Annotated in this window: 19 protein-coding genes; 4 read left to right on the top strand and 15 right to left on the bottom strand. The window is 66.4% G+C overall.

Features of this window, described 5'->3' with window-relative positions; translation table 11 throughout:
* Positions 1 to 60: 60 nt before the first annotated feature.
* The 5 genes from IE302_RS36390 to IE302_RS36370 form a co-directional block, all read right to left on the bottom strand.
* Entirely contained in the window at positions 61 to 3159 is a 3099-nt protein-coding gene (locus IE302_RS36390; RefSeq protein ID WP_191259000.1) for a glycosyl hydrolase 2 galactose-binding domain-containing protein, read from the bottom strand.
* Positions 3160 to 3291: 132 nt separating this feature from the next.
* Complete coding sequence (locus tag IE302_RS36385; protein ID WP_191259198.1) at positions 3292 to 3678, bottom strand: YchJ family protein; 387 nt, start codon at positions 3676 to 3678, stop codon at positions 3292 to 3294.
* 34 nt (positions 3679 to 3712) lie between these two features.
* Positions 3713 to 4090 carry a DUF1801 domain-containing protein gene (locus tag IE302_RS36380; protein WP_191258999.1) on the bottom strand — a complete coding sequence of 126 codons (378 nt, stop codon included), beginning with the start codon at positions 4088 to 4090 and terminating at the stop codon, positions 3713 to 3715.
* 69 nt (positions 4091 to 4159) lie between these two features.
* On the bottom strand, positions 4160 to 6121 hold the full coding sequence (locus tag IE302_RS36375) for a UvrD-helicase domain-containing protein (protein WP_191258998.1): 1962 nt from the start codon (positions 6119 to 6121) through the stop codon (positions 4160 to 4162).
* Positions 6122 to 6143: 22 nt separating this feature from the next.
* Entirely contained in the window at positions 6144 to 6779 is a 636-nt protein-coding gene (locus IE302_RS36370) for a hypothetical protein (RefSeq protein ID WP_191258997.1), read from the bottom strand.
* A gap of 507 nt (positions 6780 to 7286) precedes the next feature.
* On the opposite strand from IE302_RS36370, the gene IE302_RS36365 reads away from it, so the two are divergent.
* On the top strand, positions 7287 to 8084 hold the full coding sequence (locus tag IE302_RS36365) for a DUF1684 domain-containing protein (protein ID WP_191258996.1): 798 nt from the start codon (positions 7287 to 7289) through the stop codon (positions 8082 to 8084).
* Here IE302_RS36365 and IE302_RS36360 read toward each other — a convergent pair.
* The 8 genes from IE302_RS36360 to IE302_RS36325 form a co-directional block, all read right to left on the bottom strand.
* Positions 8066 to 9061, bottom strand: coding sequence for a BtrH N-terminal domain-containing protein (locus IE302_RS36360; protein ID WP_191258995.1), 996 nt, complete (start codon positions 9059 to 9061; stop codon positions 8066 to 8068). The genes IE302_RS36365 and IE302_RS36360 overlap by 19 nt on opposite strands.
* Positions 9058 to 9861 (bottom strand): MerR family transcriptional regulator, encoded by an 804-nt coding sequence (locus IE302_RS36355; protein WP_191258994.1) that lies wholly within the window; start codon positions 9859 to 9861, stop codon positions 9058 to 9060. Before IE302_RS36355 ends, IE302_RS36360 begins: the two co-directional genes overlap by 4 nt.
* Positions 9862 to 9907: 46 nt before the next feature.
* Positions 9908 to 12808, bottom strand: a complete 2901-nt coding sequence (locus IE302_RS36350; protein ID WP_191258993.1) for a discoidin domain-containing protein — start codon at positions 12806 to 12808, stop codon at positions 9908 to 9910.
* Positions 12809 to 12965: 157 nt separating this feature from the next.
* Positions 12966 to 13652: a hypothetical protein gene (locus IE302_RS36345; RefSeq protein WP_191258992.1), complete on the bottom strand. Its 687-nt coding sequence runs from the start codon at positions 13650 to 13652 to the stop codon at positions 12966 to 12968.
* A gap of 36 nt (positions 13653 to 13688) precedes the next feature.
* A complete protein-coding gene (locus tag IE302_RS36340) occupies positions 13689 to 14414 on the bottom strand; it encodes a HEAT repeat domain-containing protein (RefSeq protein ID WP_191258991.1) in 726 nt (241 codons plus the stop codon).
* 187 nt (positions 14415 to 14601) lie between these two features.
* A complete protein-coding gene (locus IE302_RS36335; RefSeq protein ID WP_191258990.1) occupies positions 14602 to 15096 on the bottom strand; it encodes an AMIN-like domain-containing (lipo)protein in 495 nt (164 codons plus the stop codon).
* Between the two features lie 78 nt (positions 15097 to 15174).
* Positions 15175 to 16203 carry a DUF6734 family protein gene (locus IE302_RS36330; protein ID WP_191258989.1) on the bottom strand — a complete coding sequence of 343 codons (1029 nt, stop codon included), beginning with the start codon at positions 16201 to 16203 and terminating at the stop codon, positions 15175 to 15177.
* A gap of 42 nt (positions 16204 to 16245) precedes the next feature.
* On the bottom strand, positions 16246 to 16413 hold the full coding sequence (locus IE302_RS36325; protein WP_191258988.1) for a hypothetical protein: 168 nt from the start codon (positions 16411 to 16413) through the stop codon (positions 16246 to 16248).
* Between the two features lie 188 nt (positions 16414 to 16601).
* Here IE302_RS36325 and IE302_RS36320 point away from each other — a divergent pair, with 188 nt between their 5' ends.
* Positions 16602 to 17783: a hypothetical protein gene (locus IE302_RS36320; RefSeq protein WP_191258987.1), complete on the top strand. Its 1182-nt coding sequence runs from the start codon at positions 16602 to 16604 to the stop codon at positions 17781 to 17783.
* Positions 17784 to 18019: 236 nt separating this feature from the next.
* Here the strand turns inward: IE302_RS36320 and IE302_RS36315 are convergent, their stop codons facing one another.
* Complete coding sequence (locus IE302_RS36315; RefSeq protein ID WP_229908159.1) at positions 18020 to 19186, bottom strand: HAF repeat-containing protein; 1167 nt, start codon at positions 19184 to 19186, stop codon at positions 18020 to 18022.
* A gap of 353 nt (positions 19187 to 19539) precedes the next feature.
* On the opposite strand from IE302_RS36315, the gene IE302_RS36310 reads away from it, so the two are divergent.
* Positions 19540 to 19818, top strand: a complete 279-nt coding sequence (locus tag IE302_RS36310; RefSeq protein ID WP_191258986.1) for a type II toxin-antitoxin system Phd/YefM family antitoxin — start codon at positions 19540 to 19542, stop codon at positions 19816 to 19818.
* A 127-nt stretch (positions 19819 to 19945) separates the two neighbouring features.
* Positions 19946 to 20215: a PIN domain-containing protein gene (locus tag IE302_RS36305; RefSeq protein ID WP_229908158.1), complete on the top strand. Its 270-nt coding sequence runs from the start codon at positions 19946 to 19948 to the stop codon at positions 20213 to 20215.
* 174 nt (positions 20216 to 20389) lie between these two features.
* Here IE302_RS36305 and IE302_RS36300 read toward each other — a convergent pair whose 3' ends face one another.
* Positions 20390 to 21235 carry a hypothetical protein gene (locus IE302_RS36300; protein ID WP_191258984.1) on the bottom strand — a complete coding sequence of 282 codons (846 nt, stop codon included), beginning with the start codon at positions 21233 to 21235 and terminating at the stop codon, positions 20390 to 20392.
* Positions 21236 to 21272: the final 37 nt, after the last annotated feature.

Raw genomic sequence — 21272 nt, 5'->3', positions numbered from 1 at the left:
CCCTGAACGCGGAAAGGCCCCCTTCGCCGGGCGGCGAAGGGGGCCTCGGGCGACTCCGTGCTAAAGGGTGATCTTGTCGACGTTGGGGCCGCCGTTCGCCGTGGTGGCGACCGCCTTGATCTTGTTCTGCCCGGCCGCCAAGGTCAGCTTGACGGTTCTCGTCGTCCAGTTCGGCCAGGCCCCGGTCGCGCCGAAGCCGACACCCGACGCGCTGATCGAACCGTTGACGGAGAAGTCCAGCGGCCGGTCCGCCGTCGTCCCGTTGGCGTACCGGACGACGACGTCGTAGGTGCCCGCCGCCGGGACGTCGACCGTCCACTCGACCGAGCTGCCCGCCACGTTGTCGTAGTTGACGAACCCGCTGCCGGTGAACCCGGCGTGGTTGGACTCCACCGCGCCCTGGACGACCGAGGCGTCCTCGGCCTGGTAGTCGACCGGGTTGCCCGGGCCGGGGCCCGAGCCGTCGGCTGGAACGGTCTGCGTGCCGGTGTTCCAGCCCGAGACCCGCACCGAAGGCTTGGAGCCCTTGAGGTCGGCCGTGCGGTACTTCGCGGTCAGCGTGGTCGTTTCACCCGGCCACAGGCTCACCGCGTTGTCGTTCCACTCCACCGGGAGCACCGGCTTGCCCGCGGCGTCCACGACCTTCGAGTCGACGTAGAACGCCGGGAGCTTGCCGCCCGAGGTGTTCTTCAGCGTCACGGTGGTCGTGGTGGTGCCGTCGGAACCGGCGACCGACTTCGCCGTCGCGCTGACGGCGGACTGGCCCAGGTTCTTCAGCCCGGACAGATCGGCGTAGGCCGACTGCGGCGTGTAGTACCAGTCGCTGCCGCCCCAGTTCAGCGTGTCCGCCTTGGTGGAGAGCCAGTACACGTTCCGGCTGACCTCCTTGCCGGAGGCATCGGTGAGCACCAGCTTGGCCAGGTAGGTCGTCGACAGCCCGCTCACCGACGGGACGGTGACCGCGGTGGACTTCGCGCCCAGCGCGCCGACCGACAGCCCGGTCTTGGTGTTGCTGTACTTCTCGGTGCCGTCGAGGTTGTACAGCTTCGTGGTCGCCGTCAGCCCGCTCACCGCGTTCGACGTCTGGTTGATCACCACGACCGAGCGATTGTCGTGCGAGTACTGGATGTGCAGCGGCTCGTTGGCCTTCTTCGCGCCGTAGTACGCGCCGTTCTGGTCCATGTAGGCGTCGAACAGCTGCCAGTGCAGCGAGGTCCACGGGCTGTTGAGCATCCAGTAGATCAGTCCGGTCGACGGGTTGGTCGAATCCGTGTAGTTCCGGGAGTGGGACTCGAATTCCGCCCGGACGTTCTCGTACTGCGCGAGCTGCGCCTTCCGCACGAAGTCGTTCAGGTCCGCCGGAGCGCCGTAGCGCTTGGTGAGGGCGTTGCCGAACAGCTTCAGGTTCGCGAAGGTCGTCGACGACGAACGGTGGTACTGGGGCGCCGACGGGTCCTTCCACATCGTTTCCAGCTCACCGGCCGACATCATCCGCTTCAGGGTGTCCATCGTCGGGATGTCGACGCCGGCGCTGGTCTCGGAGTTGAAGCTCCACGCGCCGCCGCGGTCCTTCTGCGACTTGTCGTACCAGTACACCGGCGGCACGTAGTCGTACGGGCCGTTCATCTTCATCCCCGAGGCGCCCGTGATCGGGGACGGCCGCTTCGACGCGGACGGGATCACCGGGAGCTGGAAGTCGGCGGCCTTCATCGCGTCGAGGTAGCCCTGCTCGATGCGCTTGTCCGGCGCGAAGTCGCTGCCTATGTGGAAGGAGATGACGCTCGGGTGGTCACGCAGGCGCTCGGCCTCGGAGAACATCGACGCCTTGGCGATCGGGTAGTCCGCCTCGACCCAGGGCTCGCCCTTCTCTTCGCCGTTGACGTGCCCTTCCCATTTGTCACAGCATTCCCAGCCGGGCATGGTCAGCACACCGAGGTCGTCGGCGATGTCGAAGAACTCGTCCGGCTCGATGTGGCCTTCCAGGCGGACCGTGTTGAGCCCGAGGTTCAGCACGTACTTGAGCTTGTCGGCCGCCGCGGTCTCGCTCCAGCGCAGGAACAGGTCCGGCGTGTAGCCACCGCCGCGGATCAGCAGCGGCTTGCCGTTGACGCTGTACTGACGTCCGCCGCTGGAGTTCAGCGGCGCCTTGACGTCACGGACGCCGAACTTCGACTTCGAGGCGTCGGACGCCGCGCCGCCGACACTCGCGGTCAGGTCGAGTTCGTAGCGGTGCTGGCCGCCCATCCCGGCGGGCCACCACAAGTTCGGCTTGTCGAGGCCGACGACCGGGAAGGTGACGGTCTTGCGTTCCTTCGCGGCCAGCGAAACCGTCTGGCTGACCGGCTTCCCCGCGACCGTGCCGGCGACGGTGGTCTGCACCGCGTTCGCCGAGTCGTTGCGGACGTCGGCCTTGACCGTGAGGTCGGCGTGGCTGAGCGCCGAGTTCAGCTTCTGGACGACGTGGGCGCTGCGCAGCGCCACCGGGCCGCTGCGCCGGACGAGGACGTCGCGCACGATGCCCATGTTCTGGTCCGGCGGGGTCTGCGCCCAGTCGATCCAGCCCATCGAGAGGTCGTTGTTGGGATCGTTGGGGTAGACCTTGAACGCGATGCTGTTGACGCCCTGGCGGACGTGCGCGGTGATGTCCAGATCGTGGCGGGTGTAGGCGCCGTTGACCTGGTCCTTCGTCGCGATCTTGGTGCCGTTGACCCAGACGTCGGCCTTCGAGAGGACGCCGCTGAAGTCGAGGTACGTGCGCTGCGAGGTGTCCTCGACGTTCAGGTCGGTGCGGTACCACCACGGGACGGTGAACTGCGCAGTCGGGACGTTCTTCATGTTCGTCGAGTAGAACGGGTCGGCGTACTTGCCGTTCTGCAGCAAACCGGCGTAGACCGTCGAGCGCGACGACACCGGGTACCAGCCGGTGGTGGGGAAGCCCGGCTTCGACACCGCCGAGTCGTCGCTGACCTGTGCCGAGGACTGGATCACGTAGCCGGGGATCGGGGTGGCGTTGCCCGCGGCGGCGCCGACGGACAGCGGGACGGCCGCTTCCGCGCCGGTGGCGGCGGGTGCGGTGGTCACCCCGCAGACCGCCGCGGCCAGCGCGGTGAAGGTCATGGCGAGTAAGGGGATCCGGGTTCTCTTCTGCCGAAAACTCACGAGCGCGCCTCCTTGGGCACACGGCGGCGGACCTGGGCGGAAATCGTTAAGAAAGTTCCCTAACAATGTTGGGGGAGATAGTAGCCGCCACTTCGCCCTCGGAACAGACCCTTACATCGGGTTCGTCAGTGGTCAGCCGACGGGGGCGACGTAGGTCCACTGTCCGCCGACGCGGACGAAGTGGCTGTTCTCGTGCATGCTGCCGGCCCGGCGGTCCTGCCGGTAATGCGCCCGGAACTCGACGGTGCCCTCGTTCTCCAGCAGGCCGCCGCCGGTCTTGCCGAGGATCTCCAAGAACGTCCAGCGCTGTCCCGGATCGAGTTCGAGGTCCGCTGGCCTGGTCTTCGGATCCCAGGTCTTCGTGAGGTACGCGGTGTCGCCGACGGCGAACGCGCTGAACCGCGACCGCATCAGGAGTTCGGCGGTCGGCGCCGTCGCGGCTCCCCGGTGGAACCGGCCGCAGCAAGCGCCATAGGGCTCGCCGAGACCGCACGGGCAACGGGATTCATCGGTGATCACAGGCACGCCGCCGATTGTGTCATCGCTGTTCGTGTCACCGTGCCGCTGCGGGGGTTTCGAGGTCCCGTGCCTGCTTGAGCCAGCCGGTGAACAGGTCGGCGTCGATGTCGTCGACCGAGCGCAGCTTGACGTGCGCCATCTCCCGGGAGCTCGCCTCGAGCCTGCCGGACTCGTCGTCGACGAGCTGCCCCTTCCAGAGCGCGAAAGTGACGTACGACGAATACGCCTTCACCAGGCAGACGAGGTTCTTGCCCACTGCTTCGCCCACGCTCCAGGTCGGGGAGGCGTGGTACATCGCCTCGATGGAGCCCGGCAGGGCGGCGTTGACGATCGGGCGCAGCGCGGTTGCGACCTCGCGCAGGCCCTCGGGCAGGGCGGCGAGGTAGTCGTCGACGTTCGCGAACTTGGCCATGACTTGATCCCTTCGATCGGTGTGCGCTCAGCTAACCGTCCGAAGGTTGAAGTTGTCAAGACAAAAAAATTATTCGGTGGGCGGTTCGTCGAGCACGCCCCACCAGAGGAAGTCGCGGGCCCGGGTCGCCGCGACCAGGTGCTGCCTGCCGCGCAGCTCGCGGCGCTCCTGATCGGCCTGCGTCCCGGCCCCGTTCTCGTGGGTGTTCTCCAGCACGAGCACGGCCTGGAAGTCGAGTCCCTTGGCACGGTGCACGGTGCCGACCTTGAGCTTGCCGTCGGCTTCGCCGGTGTACTTCTCCAGCGCCAGCGTGGGGATCCCCGCCGCCCGCAGGATTTCGGTGCACCGGCTCAAATCCTTGTGCTGGAAGACGATCAACGCAGAGTGGTCCCGGCGGACCGGCAGCCCCCGGACGGCGTCGACCAGCGCGCCGGGGAGATCGCGCGAGGTGCCGTTCCAGGTGGCGGTCGTTCCTCCCGCGCTGGCCGACTCGGCCGCGCGCAGGGCGACCCCGTCCGCGCCGTCGAGGTCGTCGACCCGGTTCGTCGCGTCGAAGCGCCGCGCGAAGGAGAGCACCTCGGCGCGGTTGCGGTAGTTGACCTTCAGGATCTCGCCGCGGCCCTGAATCGGGATACCGGCGTCGGACAGCCGCCAGCCACCGGGGTAGACCTGCTGCTGTCCGTCGCCGACCAGCAGGAGCCTGTTCGGGCCGTCGCCCGCCAGCTCGCGCAACAGCCGCAGGCCGCACAGCGGGATGTCCTGGACCTCGTCGACGACCACCGCCGCATACGGCGTTTCGAGCGGCTGTCTCACGAGTTCGGCGCGGCCGAGTTCGATCAGATCGTTGTGGTCGTGCGCGTCGTTCTCCGTGAGGCTTCGTTGATAGTGCTCGTACAGGCCCCAGACGAGTTCCTTCTGGCTCGCGTTGAGCGGCAGGATCCGGCCCCGCCGGGTGATCGCGAGATAGCCGTCGAGCGTCGTGATCCCGCGGCCCTTGATCACCCGGTCCAGCTCCGTGCGCCAGTAGTCGGGGTGCGGTTCGATGGCCTCGAGCCGTTCACGGAAGGCGATCCACGCGAAGCCGAACGCCCTTTCGATCTGGACCCGGTCCACGTTCACCCGGACATCCCGTTCGGTGAGGAATCGGCGGACCCACGCGTGCAGGTTCGTGAACTCGGCGCGTCCGTCCAGTTCCGGGGCCAGCCGGTCGAAGGACGTCTTGATCACCGGCGGCAGCGAGCGGACGTAGGTGGTGTACAGCAGCGGGCCGGTGCTGAGCCGGGCCAGATGCCGGAGCCGGTGCAACGCGACGACCGTCTTGCCGGTCCCCGCCGGGCCGCTGATCCGCGCGGGACCTGAATAGTCGCGTTTGACGATCGCGTTCTGCTGAGGATGGAGGAAAGTGAGCCAGGAATCGAACGGCCGCCGCTGAGCCGCGCCGAGCTGGTCTTCGATCAGTTCGCCGGCGTCCAGCAGCCCCACCGCGTCCGGGGCGCGATCCGGCTGCTGGACGGCCAGTGGACGATAGCCGCGCAGCCGTCGTTCCGCCTGGTCAGCGATGACGGTGACCAGCCGCTTGTCGAGGTGGAGCGCGTCGCGCCGGAAGATACGGTCGAGGCTCGATTCGGTGAGCGACCAGTAGACGCCGCTCTGCCGGGCGCCGCCTGCGCCCGAGCCGATCACCACGAGGTGGATCGCGCTCTCGGCCAAGGAACGCCCCTGCGGTCCGGGTATCCCGGCGAAACGCTCCTTCGCGTGACGCAAGATCTGGTTCGCGGTTTCATTGTCCGGGCCCTGGTCGGTGATCAGGAGAGCGAGGACGCCCGTGTGCCCGATCAGGAACGCGTCCGCGCTCCGGCCGTCGTCCGACGGCAGCGCCGCCTTGACCAACAGCCGCCATCCTGCGCCGGTCCGGCTGAGCAGGCCGGTGAGAACGTTGCGGTGCAACGAGTCCAAGCCGGTGTAGGCGCTCTCGATCAGCTGCCTCGCTTGGGTTTCGAGGCGCCTCCTGGCGTGTTCGCTCCTGCTCACGTGTGTTCCGTTCCGTTGGTGATCAAGGTGCGGGGAATTCCACGGCGACTTCGACGGCGGTCTCCAGCGTCGTTTCGCTCGGCCTGCCGGACACGGGAGCGGACTCGGCGAGCACGACCAGCTTCTTGGCCAGGCGGGAGTCGTAGTTCTCGCCGGTGAAGCGGCTCCCGGGCCGAGCCTCGCCGTAGAGGGTGACATTGCCGGTGCCGTCCTTGTCGATGAGGCGTTTCAGTTCGCTCGCCTCGCTCGCCTTCGGCATCTTCACCCACGCGACGGACACGGCGAGGGTGTTCCCGGCCCCGTCGTCGACGGTGACGATCATGCGGTCGAGGTCGACGCAGGGGTGGCGCAGGAAGAAGCGCTGGACCTCACCGAAGGAATGCGGTCCGCATTTCAGTTCCCGCTTCGCGGTTTTCTTGAGCTGACGCCAGCCTAGCCGCTGCCATGCTTCGGAATGGCGGCCTTTCTGTGCGGATTTCTTGCTGGAGCTCTTGCCTTTGAGGGCCTGGCTCGCGGCGGAGTCCAAAGAGGCCGCGCCGCCGCCGACACCGCCGATTCCGCTGGTGGCGGCCACGACGACGCCCGCCGTCGCCAGCGCGCCCGCGCCGTACTTGTATTTGATCCAGCGGCCGTCCGGTCCACGTGGCTGATTCACCATGCTGCGTTCCGTCCCCTCCCAAGTCCGGAACGGAAGATCTTGCTCCGGGGGATGAGAAAGGAACGAGGGCTTTCGTGTGAATACCCCCGAATGGCGCAGCCGACCTTCGGGTTCCCGCCGGTACTGAACAGTTCCAGGCAGGACGAGGAGCCCGTCGCCGGTCTGGCTGGCGGGCTCCTCGGATCATGCGGGGGTTCGGGCGCGGTGGAGGGTGTTGCGCCGAGTTCTTTGTAATGGGTCCAGATACTGAGGTGGGATGAACTCCGGTAACCCGTCGGCGGCCATGCGGACTTGCCAGTCACCGTTGAACAAGGCGAACGCGGAGCGCGCTCGCCGCATTTAGTCCTCTAATTGCGATAGTTCGCAACCGAACCGCCGCAATTAGAGGACTAAACGCGAAGGCGGCCGCCCAGGGCAGAGCGACCGCCCACATGCCGGGACGCGAAATATCGCCGCCCGCACACCGTTGACCTGGGAGAACGAGCAAGGTCACGGAAGGGATCGGCGATGAGCACAAGCCTGGACACGTTCACGCAGGACTGGCAGGGCTGGAAGACCCAGCGCGAGCGCGATCTCGCCGATCCGCTCGGCTGGCTCGCCCTGGTCTCGCTCGACTGGCTGGAGGACAAGCCGCGCGCGTACGAGGGCCTGCCCGGGCTGTGGTGGCAGGACGCCGACGCGGCCTACCTCGACCCGCAAGGCGCGGACCTCTCGCACGACGGCGAGCGGCTTACCGGTGTTCGCCGGTTCGAGCTGGTCAACAGCGGCGCGACCACCCGGGTCGTCGTCGGCGACATCGAGATCGAGGTGGCTCGCCGCGGCGGGTACCTGATCCGCACGCACGACCCGAAGGCGCCGGTCCTGAACGCTTTCCGCGGTGTCCCGGCGTATGAGCCCGACGCGGCCTGGGTGCTGTCCGGCACCTTCGAGGCCTTCGACGAGCCTCGGCCGACCACGGTCGGCGCGGTCGTCGAAGGCCTCAGCCACGTCTATGTCTCCCCGGGCATCGTGCGTTTCGAGCACGACGGCGTGGAACACACGCTCACCGCGTTCAACGGCAAGAAGGACGGCCTGCTCATCCTGTTCACCGACGCCACGAGCGGCGTCACCACCTACGCGGCGAACCGGTCGCTCGCGGTGCCGCCGCCCGCCGAGGACGGCTCCGTCGTCCTCGACTTCACCCGTGCCACCAACCTGCCGTGTGCGTTCACCGACTTCGCCACGTGCCCGTTGCCGCCGGCGGGCAACGCGCTGCCGTTCGCGGTGGAGGCGGGGGAGAAGCTGCCCTACGAGCGCTCACGCTGAACCGTCGCGAGCGCCGTCATCGCCTCCTGTTCGCGCTGAGCCAGCTCGGACAGGACGGCGGACGCGTCGGCCAGCCGCCGGGCGTCGCCGGTTTCCCCCGCCTGTTCGAACAAGCGTGCGACCTCTGTCCATAGTGGAGTGATCTCGCGGTATTTCTCATACGCGGTGCGGAGACCGGCGTCGTCGACGAGTGCCAGGCATTCTTCGAGGAAGTCGCGGTAGATCCGGCGGAAGAGCGCGCCGCCGGTTCCCGCCCGTTCCATCAGGACGGCCGCCTGCGGAAGGTCTCGGGCCGGGTCGCTGCTGCGGTCCAGCCATTTCCGCACCTGGACGGCGGCCTTGCCGATCCCGCGATACCCGAGGTTGGCGATGGGCGGGTTCAGGAACTCCGCCGCGTTGGCGCGCAAGGCCGTGCGGACGGCGTCGGCGAGTGGGACGGGAGCCACGTCCACGCCGATGGTGAACGAGCGGTTCTTCGCCGTCATCGGTCCCTTTTCGCCGCGAGCGCGCTCCAGGCTCACCAAGGACGTCGATACGGAACCACCCTGCTGTGCGGTGTCGACGAGGAAGGCGTTCTCGTCGTCGTAGCCGTACAAGGCCGCGAAGTGCCCTCCGAAGTGGACTTTCGAGGTGAAGTATTCGAGGTGGTACGAGTCGAGCTGAAGACCAACGGGGACACCGGCGTCGATCTGCTCCGTCACGTTCCGCCAGGCCGTGCGCGCCGACGTCGTTTCCTTGACCCGCAAGGTGAGTCCGATACGGTCGGTCAGTTTCCGAGTGATCTCGGCGGGTTTCGCGCGTCCGCCGAGGAACGGGAACGGCAGGTTCTTGCCGTCCCAGTAGATGAAGCCCAGCCCTTCGCCGAGTCCGAACAGCATCGGCTCGGAGAGCTCGATCCCGGCGTGGCGCAGGAGGACGTCGAGGGTGCTGGTCTCGCAGTGCTCCCCGCCTTCGGTCTTGATGCCGTCGAGGATCACGCGGTCACCGGCCAGGCGATCTCGGTGCGGTAGGCCTCGGGCGCGACCGACGGTCCGGGCGCCACCAGGTACAGCTCCTCGGCGGGGCCGGTCGGGACGCGGTCGCGTTCGGCGATCCAGCGGCCCAGCGATCGGTACGCGGTCTCGACGTCTTCGTAGCCGCCCTCGTGGATCGTCGCCGCGAGCAGGCCGCCGGGAAGCTCGGCGGCGCCGATCTCGCCGTCGTCCCGCACCGGCCCGTCCACCGGGACGAACAGTTCGACGGACAACTCGTCGGGATCATCGGTGCCGTAACGGGTCCCGGGCGGCCCGGACGGTGTGACACCTTGAGCGTCGAGCGCCGCGAACAGCCGGGCGTACGCGGGACCGATCCGCTCGGCCAGGTCGCTCAGCGGGGTCCGGATCGTCAGGCGGGCGATCGGCTGCGGCGTGCGCACACGCTCGTAGACGTGCAGCCACCGCGTCGGCTCCGCGAGCACCGAGTCGAGACCGCCGCTGATCGCCGCGAGTTCCGCGGCCCGCGCCGCCACGCGGTCGTGATGCCGTTTGATCGCGGCCTTCACCTCGTCCGGGGTCCCCGCGTCGAGGATCTCGGCGATCTCCGCCAGCGGCACCTCCAATTCCCGCAGCCGCCGGATCAGGCCCGCGCGCGCGAACTGCTCCAGCGAGTACCGGCGGTATCCGCTGCCGGGGTCGATCCTGGCGGGCACCAGCAGCCCGAGCCGGTCGTAGTTCCGCAGCGCGCGGACCGACAGCCTGGTGGCGTGCGCGAACACGCCGATCGGCATCAAGGTCGTCATGAGACCAGCCTGAACCCTCTCCCGGGGAGAGGGTCAAGCCGGTACCTCACCCCAGTGACAGCCGATCGAGATCCGGGGCGGACGCGTGGTCGTTGGACAGCTTGATCGTGTTCGCCCCCGCCTTCAGCTCGACCGGTACCGACGTCGTGAGCTGGGTGTTGTTGCCGGCGCCGTCGACCTTCACCTCGATCGGGGTGCCGCCGTTGACCGTGACGAAGTACGAGCGCGGTCCGTTGACGGTGAAGTCGAGGTAGAGGGTGTAGCGCCTCGTCTCGGGCACGGTCACGTCGTCGAACCGCACGTACGCGTCCGGGTCGCCGCCGATGTTGCGGACCTTCTGACCGCCCGAGCACACCCCGCAGTTCGTGACGCCCGCGCTGCCGACGTCGTTCGCCGAATCCTCGGCCTCCCGCATGAAGACCCGGTCCGCCGGTCGCGGGCTCACCCGCACCGATTTGCTCACGGATTTCGCCCGGCCGAGGAGGTCGAACGACGCGGTGACCGGGATGTCGGCTGCGGTCACGCCTTCGGGGGAGACCAGCGTCCAGGAGGCTTCGAGCTCGTTCCCGACGCGCATGGACGCCGCCGTCGCCGGAGCGCCTTGCACGCTCCAGCCCGCCGGGACGACCGGAGCCAACGTGACCTTGCCGATCGTGTCATCGGCGTCGAGCCGCAGCTTCGCGGTCACCTGCAAGGACTGCCGTCCCGGGGAGAGCCATTGGACGCCGCCGGGTTCGACGGTCAGGGTCGTCTTCGGCGTGTAGGACGACGGCGGCAGGGGAGCGATCGCGATCCGGTCGAGGCCCGGCCCCGACGTCGCGTTGCTGAACACCTTGACGGTGTTGGCGCCGGCGTTCAGCACGACCGGGATCGCCGTCGAGGCAACGGTTCCCGGCGTCCCGGCGTCGATCGTGGTTTCGACCGGAGCGCCGCCGCCGACACTCACCGCGACCGACGTCGCGGGCCCGCCCGCGGTGTCGAGCTGGAGCCGGTACGTCCCGGCTTCCGCGACCGTCACACCCGGATAGGTGACCGAGTTGCGCGGGCCGCCGCCGAGCCCGGTGACCTGGAACGATCCGGAGCAGGCCGAGCACCGGCCGAGGCGGGCGCGGCCGTCGTGGTCGTTGCGGAAGGACTCGGCCTCCAGCGGGACCCGCGCGCCCAGGATCGAATTCGGGTAGCCGGACGCGACCTTGATCTCGTCGATCGCCAGTTGCCGGTAGAAGGGTTTCGCCTGCGGTCCGGACCAGGTGTTCAGCACCTCCAGCTTGACGAAGCGGGTCTGCCGTTCGCCGAAGTCGATGAACTGGACGCCGCGAGCGCTCGGCATCGCGCCGGTGCGCACCGGCTTGCCCCAGTTCCGGCCGTCGTCGCTGACGTAGACGCGGTAGTCCTGGATCCGGGACGAGTCCTCCGGCCTGCCGAACGATTCGCGCGCGTGCGTCGGTGACATCTCACGCTGGTTCACCGCGAGGTAGGCCGCCGTCCGCCGCCTGCCGAGGTCCAAGGTCAGCGAGACCGGCTGCTTGCCGTCGGCGTCCCAGTAGTTCTCGAAGTTCCCGTCGACGAGATTCGATGCCGGATGCCCCTCACGTGAGGACGAAGCGGTCGCTTTGATCGTGCGGGAGTCGAGGAAGTACCGCTGCCCGGCCGTTTCCACCTTGAACACCGTGTCGTAGGTGTCCCAGTCCTTGATGTCCACAATGGTCAGATAGCCGGCGGACTGGCTGAAGCGCAGCGGTTTCCCCGTGCGCACGTCGGACACCCTGGTCACCTGGTAACCGTTGTCGCGCAGGCGGAGCAGATCGGTGCTCGGGCGGGTGACTACGTGGAGGTACTGCGTTCCGGCGCCCGGTTCGACGGTGATGACGCCGTGCGCGCCGTCGTTCCAGAATCCGGGCTGCATCCCGCCGTACAGGTACCCGCCGCCCTCTTTGCCCTGCAAGGAGGATTTGATCGGCGGCACCCAGCTCGCCATGAAGTTGTTGTACGCCTCCTGCTGAGGCGGGAACTTCCCGTTCACCATCGGGGTTTCGGCCATCAGCGACTTCATCGACGAACCCGCGTTGGTGACGTAGCGGCCGGTGGACAGCCGGAAGTCGACGGCCTGGTCGGTGCCGTCGTACCACCAGCCACCGTTGGTCGGCAGTTTGTAGTCGGCCTCGGTCAGGCGCGGCATCGGGGTGAACGCGGCCTGCGGATAGTCGTACGGCGGGGTGATGCCGGTCTTCTGCTCGTTGCTGACGGTGTCCATGATCGGGGTGTCCTCGTTGTTGTTGCTCAGCAACCAGGACGGCCGTTTCTCCCGGATCTGTTCGTAGAGCCTGTTCTTCTCCCAGTACTCGTTGTCGTTGTCGATCCAGAACCCGGCGAGGTCCGAGTAGCGGTCCATGACCTCTTGGAAGAGGTCGTAGCTGTACTCGCCGAAACCGGGGCGGGTGGTCAGGTCGACCTGCTTGCCCTTGTAGGCGGAGTACGCCGCGGAGTCCAGCGAATCGACACCGGTTTCCTTGTGCCACTGGGGATCGTCGGTCATGTAGAGGATCGTCCGGACACCCTTGGCGTTGCCTGCCTTGACGAGTTCGCCGAGGAGGTCGCGTCGCGTGGAGCAGCTGCCCGGGATCGCCGACGGCCATGGCCGCGCGTAGCCCAGCCTGCTGTGGAAGGTGGCGAGCACGATGTAGGAGGCGCCGAGTTTGCGGGCCTCGTCCACCCAGTAGTCGGCGCTCCAGCCGCCGTCGGTGACGGCGCGTTCCCAGGCGGCGCAGTCGGTCTGGCGTGGCGCGGTGAACATGCCCCAGTGGAGGAAGAGCCCCGCGGTGGCTTCGCGCAGCCATTGCTGGCGGGGATGGTGCACCTCCGCGCTCGCCGGCGTTGTGGTGAGCAGGCCTGCCAGCAGGGCGAGGACCAGGGCGAGCCAGGCGGTGCGGTGAACTCTCATGACCATCCGCTCTCATCCAGGGCATGGTTGCCGAGAGATCCGATGATTGCGGCAGATATCTCGACGGTCAAGCCCCATTGAGCGGGACATGGCTCTAGTCATCGGAGGTATCGCGCGACGAAGCCCTCTCGTCGTCGCACGAGAGGGCTTCGTCGGTCGTGCCTCAGATGTTGAAACCGGGGTGGGTCGCGAAGGCGTTGTCGATCACGAGGTTCCCGCGCTGGCGGGCTCGTTCACGCAGCGCCGACGTCGTGCGGGCACCCTGGGCGAAGAACCACCACAGGTAGAGCGCGCCGTACATCCAGGCACCCTCGTAACCCCACGTGGAGTCGGCGCCGCTCTTGCCGGCACCGAACACCGAACCGGCCGGGAAGTTCGCGTTGTGCGGCTTCCCGCCCTGGTGCCGCGATTCGTGGATCAGCGTCTCGGCGCGGCCGGGAACGTCCTTGGAGTACCAGAAACCCAGGTACAACTCGATCCGGTCGTCGACGAACGCCCCTTTGAACGATCGTGCGATCGCGCTGCCGTCGCCGCAGAGCGAGCGGAGGTCGTCGCAGTTGTCGCGGACGTAGCGGCGCGCCCAGTTCAGCATCGGCCCGGAATAGGCGTCGTTCTGGTAGTCCTGCGCCGAATAGGTCAGCAGGTAACACGCGTTGAACGTCCGCGCGAGCGGCTTGTCGGTGTTGCACGCGTCTTCCCAGCCGAAACCGTCGTCCCAGTAGTCCTTGTTGCCGGCGAAGCCGTAGGTGTTCCAGAAATAGTCGATGTAGGTCTGATTGCAGATCGAGGCGCCGTAGAAATTGTCCCCGGTCACATTCTTGTCAGGCACGGTGTAGCTGCAAGTGGCCATCGGAGATCACCTGTCTGTAGAAGGAATTCGTTCGGTTCAGGAGCGCGGGGGTTCGGGCGGCGGCACGTCGTCGGCCTGCTTTTCCTTCACGTACCGGCCGCCGACGGCCTGCGGGACACCGCGGACGTCGACCCGCCGGATGTTCAGCAGGCGCTCGTCCTCGGTGCCGCTCAGCTCCTCGCGCACCCGGGCGGTGAGCTCGGTGTCGCCGGTCTCCGCGACGGCCTGGACCGCCGCGCGCCGCACCGTGAACACCTCGTGCCGGACCTGCCGAAGCAGCAGCTCCTTGGCCGCGTCGTCCCCGGCGGATGCCAGGCGTGCCAACGCTTCCACGGCGGTGGTGCGGATGATCACCTCTTCGCCGACGGTGCTGATCCCGTGCGCCGGGTCGTCGGAACGCTCCGGTGGGATCGGCTGGCGCAGCACGTTTTCGAGCACCGCGACGGCGGCCGTGTGCCGCAGGTCGGTGAGTAGCTGGACCAGGCCCCAGCGCTCCAGGTACTGCTCCTCGGACAGGGCGTCGTACTGTTCGCCGAGTGCCGGGACGACGTCGTCCGCCCGCTCACGAAGCCGGTCGAGGCTCCGCTGGTAATTGCGCTCGGCGTCCTCGCCGGACGCGGCCATGGTTTCGGCGGCCTGGGTCACCAGTTCGCCGATTTCGCTGTTCGAGAAGCTTCCCAGGCCCGAACTTCCCGGGCCCGCTTCGAGGTTGTCGCCACCCGGGCCCAAGGACGGGGTGTCGGGATTGCGTGGGGTCGGCATGAGGTTCTCCTTCGCAGCGGTGATGCTGACTGAAGGAAGGAACGTGATACCGGGCGGCAGATACCTGGATTTCCGAAAAATCGCCCCATCGGGCAGATCGGGATTTTCAGCGCGGGAATCCGAAAAGGATTTTGATCACCGGAAACGCTGCGGCCGGTGAAAAGCCTTCACGGATTCCCGCTCGTGATCAATGGCGGACGTCGATGACGACGCGGTTCGGCGAAGTCAGGGTGAACACGGTGACCGGGGTCCTGGACCGGACGCCGAGACCGATGGACAGGGTGCCTTCGTAGTCGCCGGTGACCGCGACGGCCATGACGTTGAGCAGATTCCGGGTCCGGAACTTCTGCGGTCCGGGATAGGTCGGGTTCCCGGCGTCGTCGTGCGCGGCCGCCGGGGTCGCGGTGACCGCGATGAAGTATTCGCCGGTCAACCATACGATCTCGCCCGAGCCGTCGGCGATCAACTCGTCGACGAGGTCGTACCGGACGGCGGGCGCGGACCCCACGGTCAGGTCGAGCACCACTCGGTCGAATCCGGGGTTCTGGCCGGTGCGGATCCCCGTCATCGTGGGGATCACCTGGGCCGCGACGGAAGCCGGCGCGGCCGCGGCGATGGCGCCGGTCAGCATGAGGGTGGTGGCGGCGAGCGCCCCGAGCGCGCGCCGGAGGGTGAGGGTCATGACGATGACCTCCTGCCGGGAAGTTGGTTCCGGAAAGACGCCCGGGATGCGGAGGAGGTTGTATTCTTCGCTTTATCGTTACTGATCGCCGGACAGGCGTCGAGCGATCTCGAAATCGGCGGGATAATGGTTTTTCACCCGCTGTGCGAGTAACCGCATGTAGTGGAGATCGGTTTTCGCCGACGCGATGAGATGCGTGAAGCGCTGCGCGATCGCGACGTCCTCGCGGAAGGTGTCGTGCTGTGAGCCGAAGACGCACTGCACGTCCGTGACCCCGCTGCCCCAGCACAGCGCACCGAGCAGATATTGCTCGACGACCAGGTTGTAGTCCTCGAGCGGCGCGAGCCGTCGCCAGGCCGCCTGATTACCGGCCGACTCCACCATCCGGATACCGAGGTCGGCGTAGCGGCGAAGAAGGGGAATCGCCGTGCCGCCGACGATTCCGGTGCACAACGCGGCTTCTCCGGTGTAGCCGCTGAATTCCTCCGGCAGGAACCCGCCGGTGCTCCGGATCGCCGCGGTGACGGCCGACGGCCGGTAGTAGCCGGCGTCGGAAAGCGGCGCGTGCTCCGGATTCTGCGCCACGACCTCCCCGGAGAGTCCCTCCGCGGGGAATCCGGGCCAGAGGAACACGTCGTTGTCGATGTGCAGGAACGGTTCGTCCTGCTCGCGGTAGGCGTGCAGTTTCCCGAGCGCCCACCAGGACGGGTCTTGCGCGGCGAGCTCGTTCAAGGAGAGTGAGACGTCGTCGAAGGGCAGGCGAAGCCGTTCGACGAGCAGTTCGTGACCCCAGTCGTCGGTCACCAGTGCCGTCGTGGGGAAAAGGCGGGACGCGAGACGGAACGACAGGATCCAAGAAAGTGTGTGGAAGAAATCGCTCGGCCAGTGTCTGCCGTGCTGCCGCCGGTACGGGACGCTCCAGAAGGACCAGACCGCCCGGCGGATCGGCCGCGTGGCTCTATCGCCTGGACGGACTACGCGAACCCGCGGGGGACGCCATTCAGGCTCGACGATCTCGCCGTATCCGCCGCGCGCCGGAACCCCGGACGCGAGGAGACGGCCGCCGATGGCGGCCGCGGTGAAAGGGGCGTATCCGTAATACGGCATCGCGGTGGTTCTTCGAGTCGCGGAGCGGGAACGTTACGCCGTCTAGCGGCGGATTCCGCTCAAATAGAGCACAGTGACCGCGGTTGCCGTGCCGAGAGTCGTCACCAGGAAGGAACCGGTGAGCAAATAGAGCCCTCCCACGCCGGCCAAAGTCGTCTTGATCAGCTTCACGATTCCGCCGTGATCCTTGCCGGAGCCGTCTTTGGTCATTGTCGAACCCTTCGTGTGTGGTGTACTAGTACACCGTAGGGCGCGACGACCGGCGAAAACCCTCGCCGGTTCTGATCTTTCACGGTCAGGAGGAGTTTCTTGTCGTCGAGGGCGGGCTCTCCGATGGTCGACCGTTGTCCCGCCGCGTCGCGCGTTGTCGATCATCGCCACGAATCGTGGAGGGCGTCGTGACAATCCAAGTGGAGGGGGAGCGGGTCTCCTGTTCCGTGGCCGCGGTCGAAGCGGCTCTGCGCTGGCTCGCGGTCCGCAAGGACGGGAAGCCGCTCAGGTTCCTGCGGTACGCGATCGAAGACGCGGCGAGCGAATCGGCCGCCGTCCTCGGTTGCTTGGTCCGGCCGGCGGAATCGATGACCACGGCGCCCGCGGAGGTGCGGGCGCTCGCGGTCTGGGGGCTGATCCTCGATGAGATCGGGAAGATCGGCTCGACTAACGAATCCCGGCGCCGCAACGCTTTGGCCGCCGCTTTCCGGTTGGACGGGGCGGTGGAGTGGAAGTCGACCCTCGATGACCGTTTCGGCCAGCTGAGGGAGCTGCCCGGAGTGTTCGGGGATCCGCCGCCGACCACGACGACGCCGATGCACAAGGCGTGGCGGCGCGCCGTGAGCGACAAGCTTTCCCCTTGCCTGGCAGAGAATCTGGAGCTGCTCGCGCGCGACGGCGAAGCTTGGCGGCCTTTTGTGGAAATCGCTCGGTCTTCGCTCTCGGCGCCTCGTGCGTCCGGGAGTCGGACACCCTCGGACGGAGCTCAACCCGTTTTCCTGGAACGTCTTCTGGTGGCCGTGGAAATGCGGCGCAGAACGGCGCATCGCCGGCTGACGGTGAGGAACGTCGTCGCCCGCGAGGACGGCGTCGACGGTTACCGGGCGTGGGCGCTGACCGGCTGGACCGACGATCTGGCGCCCATTCCCGTCAAAGCGATCTTCGGTTGCCATGTCGAGACTTCGCCGGGTGCGCAACCCGGGGATCCGCTGGTCGTGGACCTGCGTTTCCCGAAGCCGCTGCGCAAAGGCGAGCGGCACGAGTTCATTTCCCTTGCGTGCGAGGACGATCCGGACGAGGAGCGGTACTGGATCAACGTCGATGTCGACCACCACGGAATCGCGCCGGGCAAGGTCGACGGCGAAGGCAAGGTGACCGGAGGGCTGAGTATCAGCATCACTTTCGACGACTGCGTGCCCGAGGCCTGCTGGTGGTACGCGGAACAGACCGATTACGAGCGCCTGGTCCGGCCGCCCGCGGGTGATCCGCATCTGCTCGAGATCCGGCGAGGCGTTGTCGAGCACACCTTTCTGGAGCCTTGCCATCCGCGTGAGGGGTACGGAATCGCTTTCCGCTGGCCGCAACCCTGATCGAAGCGAAGCCACATCCTGGATCGACGTGGCCTGCTTCAGCCTCCGGCTAGTTGCCCGTGTTCCCGCCGCCGCTGCCCTTGCCGTCGTCGCCGCGCATCACCATCGAGAGTCTCCCTGATCACAGTGGGTGTTGTCGCGGGAAAACTACCCACCGTGATCATGACATAAAGTAGCCAGTAGGCTCTCTTGAGTGATAAGGCATGCGATATTCTGAAAGGATTCAGACCGGAGAGCTACTTGAGATCCCAGAACACCTCACGGGTCTTCCACTGGGAGTCGGTGACGCTCCCGACGACGCGGCCCCGGTCGTTGATGAAGCGGGCCTTGCTCTGCTTGTCGCCGGGCATGCCGGCGAGTCGCCTGCGTTCGCCGTTCCGGAACCAGACGGTCGCCTCGTCTTGGATGCTGCCGACCACGGTGCCTTTCGCGTCCACCCCTTCGACGACGGCGCTCAGCTGGTCGTCCGGCAGGACGGTGAGGGTGCCGTCGGGGGCCCACAGCAACAGCCAACGGTCGGCCGGGGGATAGCGATTGTTGCTCCCGATCACATAGCCGGTGCTGCCGACGGCGTTGATCCAGAGCAGCTGGCTTTCCCTCACTTCCAGACGGCGCATCGTGCCGTCGCGATCCCAGGTCACCGGCACGTCGCGGGCGCCGGGGTTCTCGCTGACAAACCCCGCGGAGACTCCGTGCCCGTTTGTCCGGTCCGCCGAGCTCGCCCGGTAGTCGGGCGCCAGCCGGGTCATCGGCCGGCCGTCCACCCAGCGGACGGCATGTTGGACCCTGTCGTGGCCGGCGGCCACGCCCGTGATGATGCGGCCGTCATCGGAGATGGCCTTGGCCCAGGTCCAGTCGCCGCCGGGTAGCGTGCCCAGGTCCGTGACCGTGCCGTCCGGGTCCCAGCGGAAGCTGCCCATCCAGTAGCCCGACGTGATCCAAGTGCCGACGACGACACCGTTGTCGCTGATCGCCCATGGACCGGCGCCGTAATAGCCGGGCGGTAGCTGCATCGTGGTCACCCGGCCCTCGGCGTCCCAGCGGGCAGGCGCGGAACCGGTCGGAGTCGCCGCGATGCCCACGGAAACCCCGTGCCGGTTGATGTGACTCGCGATCCCTTGGCCGTCGCCCTGCGTCGGCAGCGCGGTGATCCTGCCGTCGGCGTCCCAGCGCACCGGATGACTGACCCGCGGATCGCGGCCCTTGGACGACAACCCCACCATCACACCGGCGTCGTTGACCGCGGTGACCGAGCTGTCGTCGTCGCCGGGCAGCGGAGCGAGCGCCACCGGCCCGACCGTGTCCGCCTGCGCGGTCCCGGTCAGCGCGCCAGTGGATACGACGAGAGCCGCCACCAGCGACAACACCGGTCTTCGGCGGCCGTGCACACGATCTCTCACCATGATTTCTCCCTGAGTCGGATGGTCATCCATGTCCGGAGAACGGTAACGCAACCGCTTCGTGAATTGCGCTCGCGCGACGGTGGTCCATGCGAACAGACGACGTACTTCCCTTGCTGTCTAAGGGTTTCCGTCTCGGGTAGAGGAGCTGTAAGCAGGAAAGCGTATTCGGTCAGTGGGTGGAAAGGTGAATGTGAAGGACGCTGTCGGGAAAGGTGAGGATAGGTTCGTGGTGTGCAAACTTCGAAACTTCTCGATGCGTCGTGTTGGGCGATTGGAAACTGCGTAAGCGTGCCTGATCGTTGAAGACAAGCGTGGGTGTAGCTTAGTGAGCTACACCTCGCTACACTTGTCTCATGAAGGTGATCACCCAGCGCGAGTTCCGCAACAACTCCGCTGCTGTCATGGACGCAGTCGAGGCCGGCGAGATCTACCACGTCACTCGCAATGGCGTCGAGGTGGCTGAGCTGCGGCCGATACCTCGTAGGCGGCGTCTGACCGCTGAAGAGCTCGTTCAGCGGCACCGGGGGCTACCCACGGTCGAGGCGGCTCAGATGCGGCAGGAAGCCGATGAGTTCTTCGGCACCGAGGACCGTGTCGATTCTGACGACGTGTGGGGGCAAGGGCGTGGCTGAGCGTCACGAGGCGGGGGTCCTCGACACGTGCACTTACATCGATCTTGGTCTGCTTGAGCCCTCGGCTCTGCCTCGCATACCGGAACTCACGGCGATCACGATGGCTGAGCTCCATCAAGGGGTGGCGATGGCGAAGGATCCCGCGGTCCGCGCGGCGCGCACTGAGAAGCTCGGTGCCGCGATCGTCGACTTCGCTCCGCTTCCGTTCGACGGCGATGCAGCGGCTCGATATGGAACGTTGGTCGCGCTGGTCCTCGCGGCGAACCGGGACCCGAAACCCCGGCGAATGGATCTGATGATCGCGGCCATCGCATCTTCGCGAGAGCTGCCGCTGTATACCCGGAACGAAGACGACTTCAAGGGCCTGGGCAGCATGGTCGAGGTCGTTGCTGTTTGAACGGGTATCGTCAGGGTTTGGTTTCTCTTAGTTTCAGTGTGAAAGGCAGGCTGTGGCCTCTGAGTGGCCGTCATTGCATGCCTGGAGCGGCAAGTTGCGCGGTGCGACGGTCTTAATGGTAACCTGAAAGTTTGCGCACTGCCATGTCGTCGTGGGAACTGTCGGTTCGGGGCCTTAGGCGTTGTCGGTTGGTTCCTGTTCTCGCTTCGCGCGGACCCTGCGAAGGAGGTCCTCGTGAGAAGTCGACAGCTCTACGACGTGAACTACTGAATCGTCGACTATGACGTCCCTAATGGCTACGAAGCGTCTAATTTCTTCGATTGTTGGCGGTGTGTCGTCGAAGTATTTCTGTAGTTCTTGCATGCGATCGAAGCCGGCTTCTTGTTTTTCTTCGAGGTGTCGAATTATTTCTCTCAGGCTCACTTCTGGGGCGGAATCGTGCCACGTTTCGGTCCAGCCTCCTTGGGGGAAGCTGCTTCTCGGTGCCGTATGGCGATAGTCGCTCATGAGGTCGAGGATGTATTTTTCCGTCGTCAATGCGGCTTCGCGATTGGAGACAATTTGGTGATCGACCAAGATGGCGCCACGTTTGAGGTGGGCCGTCAGCCTGTCGTAACGACGATCTTCAGTGTTTGTAATGCCGATTTTGAAAATTTCAAGAGTAGGGAAGTGAACAAGGTAGACCAGGTGTGGTAATGCGGGATCGATGCCGTCCTGGCAGCTGAGACAAGGTGGAGCGCCGCTATTCAAATCCGACAAGGAAACCTTGCGTTTTGCGCCACAGGTGGAGCAAAGTGCGGAGACCGGTTCAGATGCTTTCGTGTAGCCTGGCGATTCTTTGACGAGGCCTAGTTCTGAAAAAAAGTCTCGCTGTTGTCGAGCGAATTCGGATGCACTGCACTGGAAGCAGTGTGTTTTGATCTTTTGTCGAGAGGATAGGATTTGGACGATGCCGCAGGTGTCTTTGCTGCCGCATGTTAGGCATTGTACTCTGACTGGCTGCCATACTTCTTCGATCAATTCTATGGCGCTATCACTGGTGTGCGGTTCGTCAATT

The organism is Amycolatopsis oliviviridis, from assembly GCF_014654365.1.
Lineage (GTDB): Bacteria > Actinomycetota > Actinomycetes > Mycobacteriales > Pseudonocardiaceae > Amycolatopsis > Amycolatopsis oliviviridis.
This window is presented reverse-complemented; position numbering and strand designations above follow the sequence as displayed.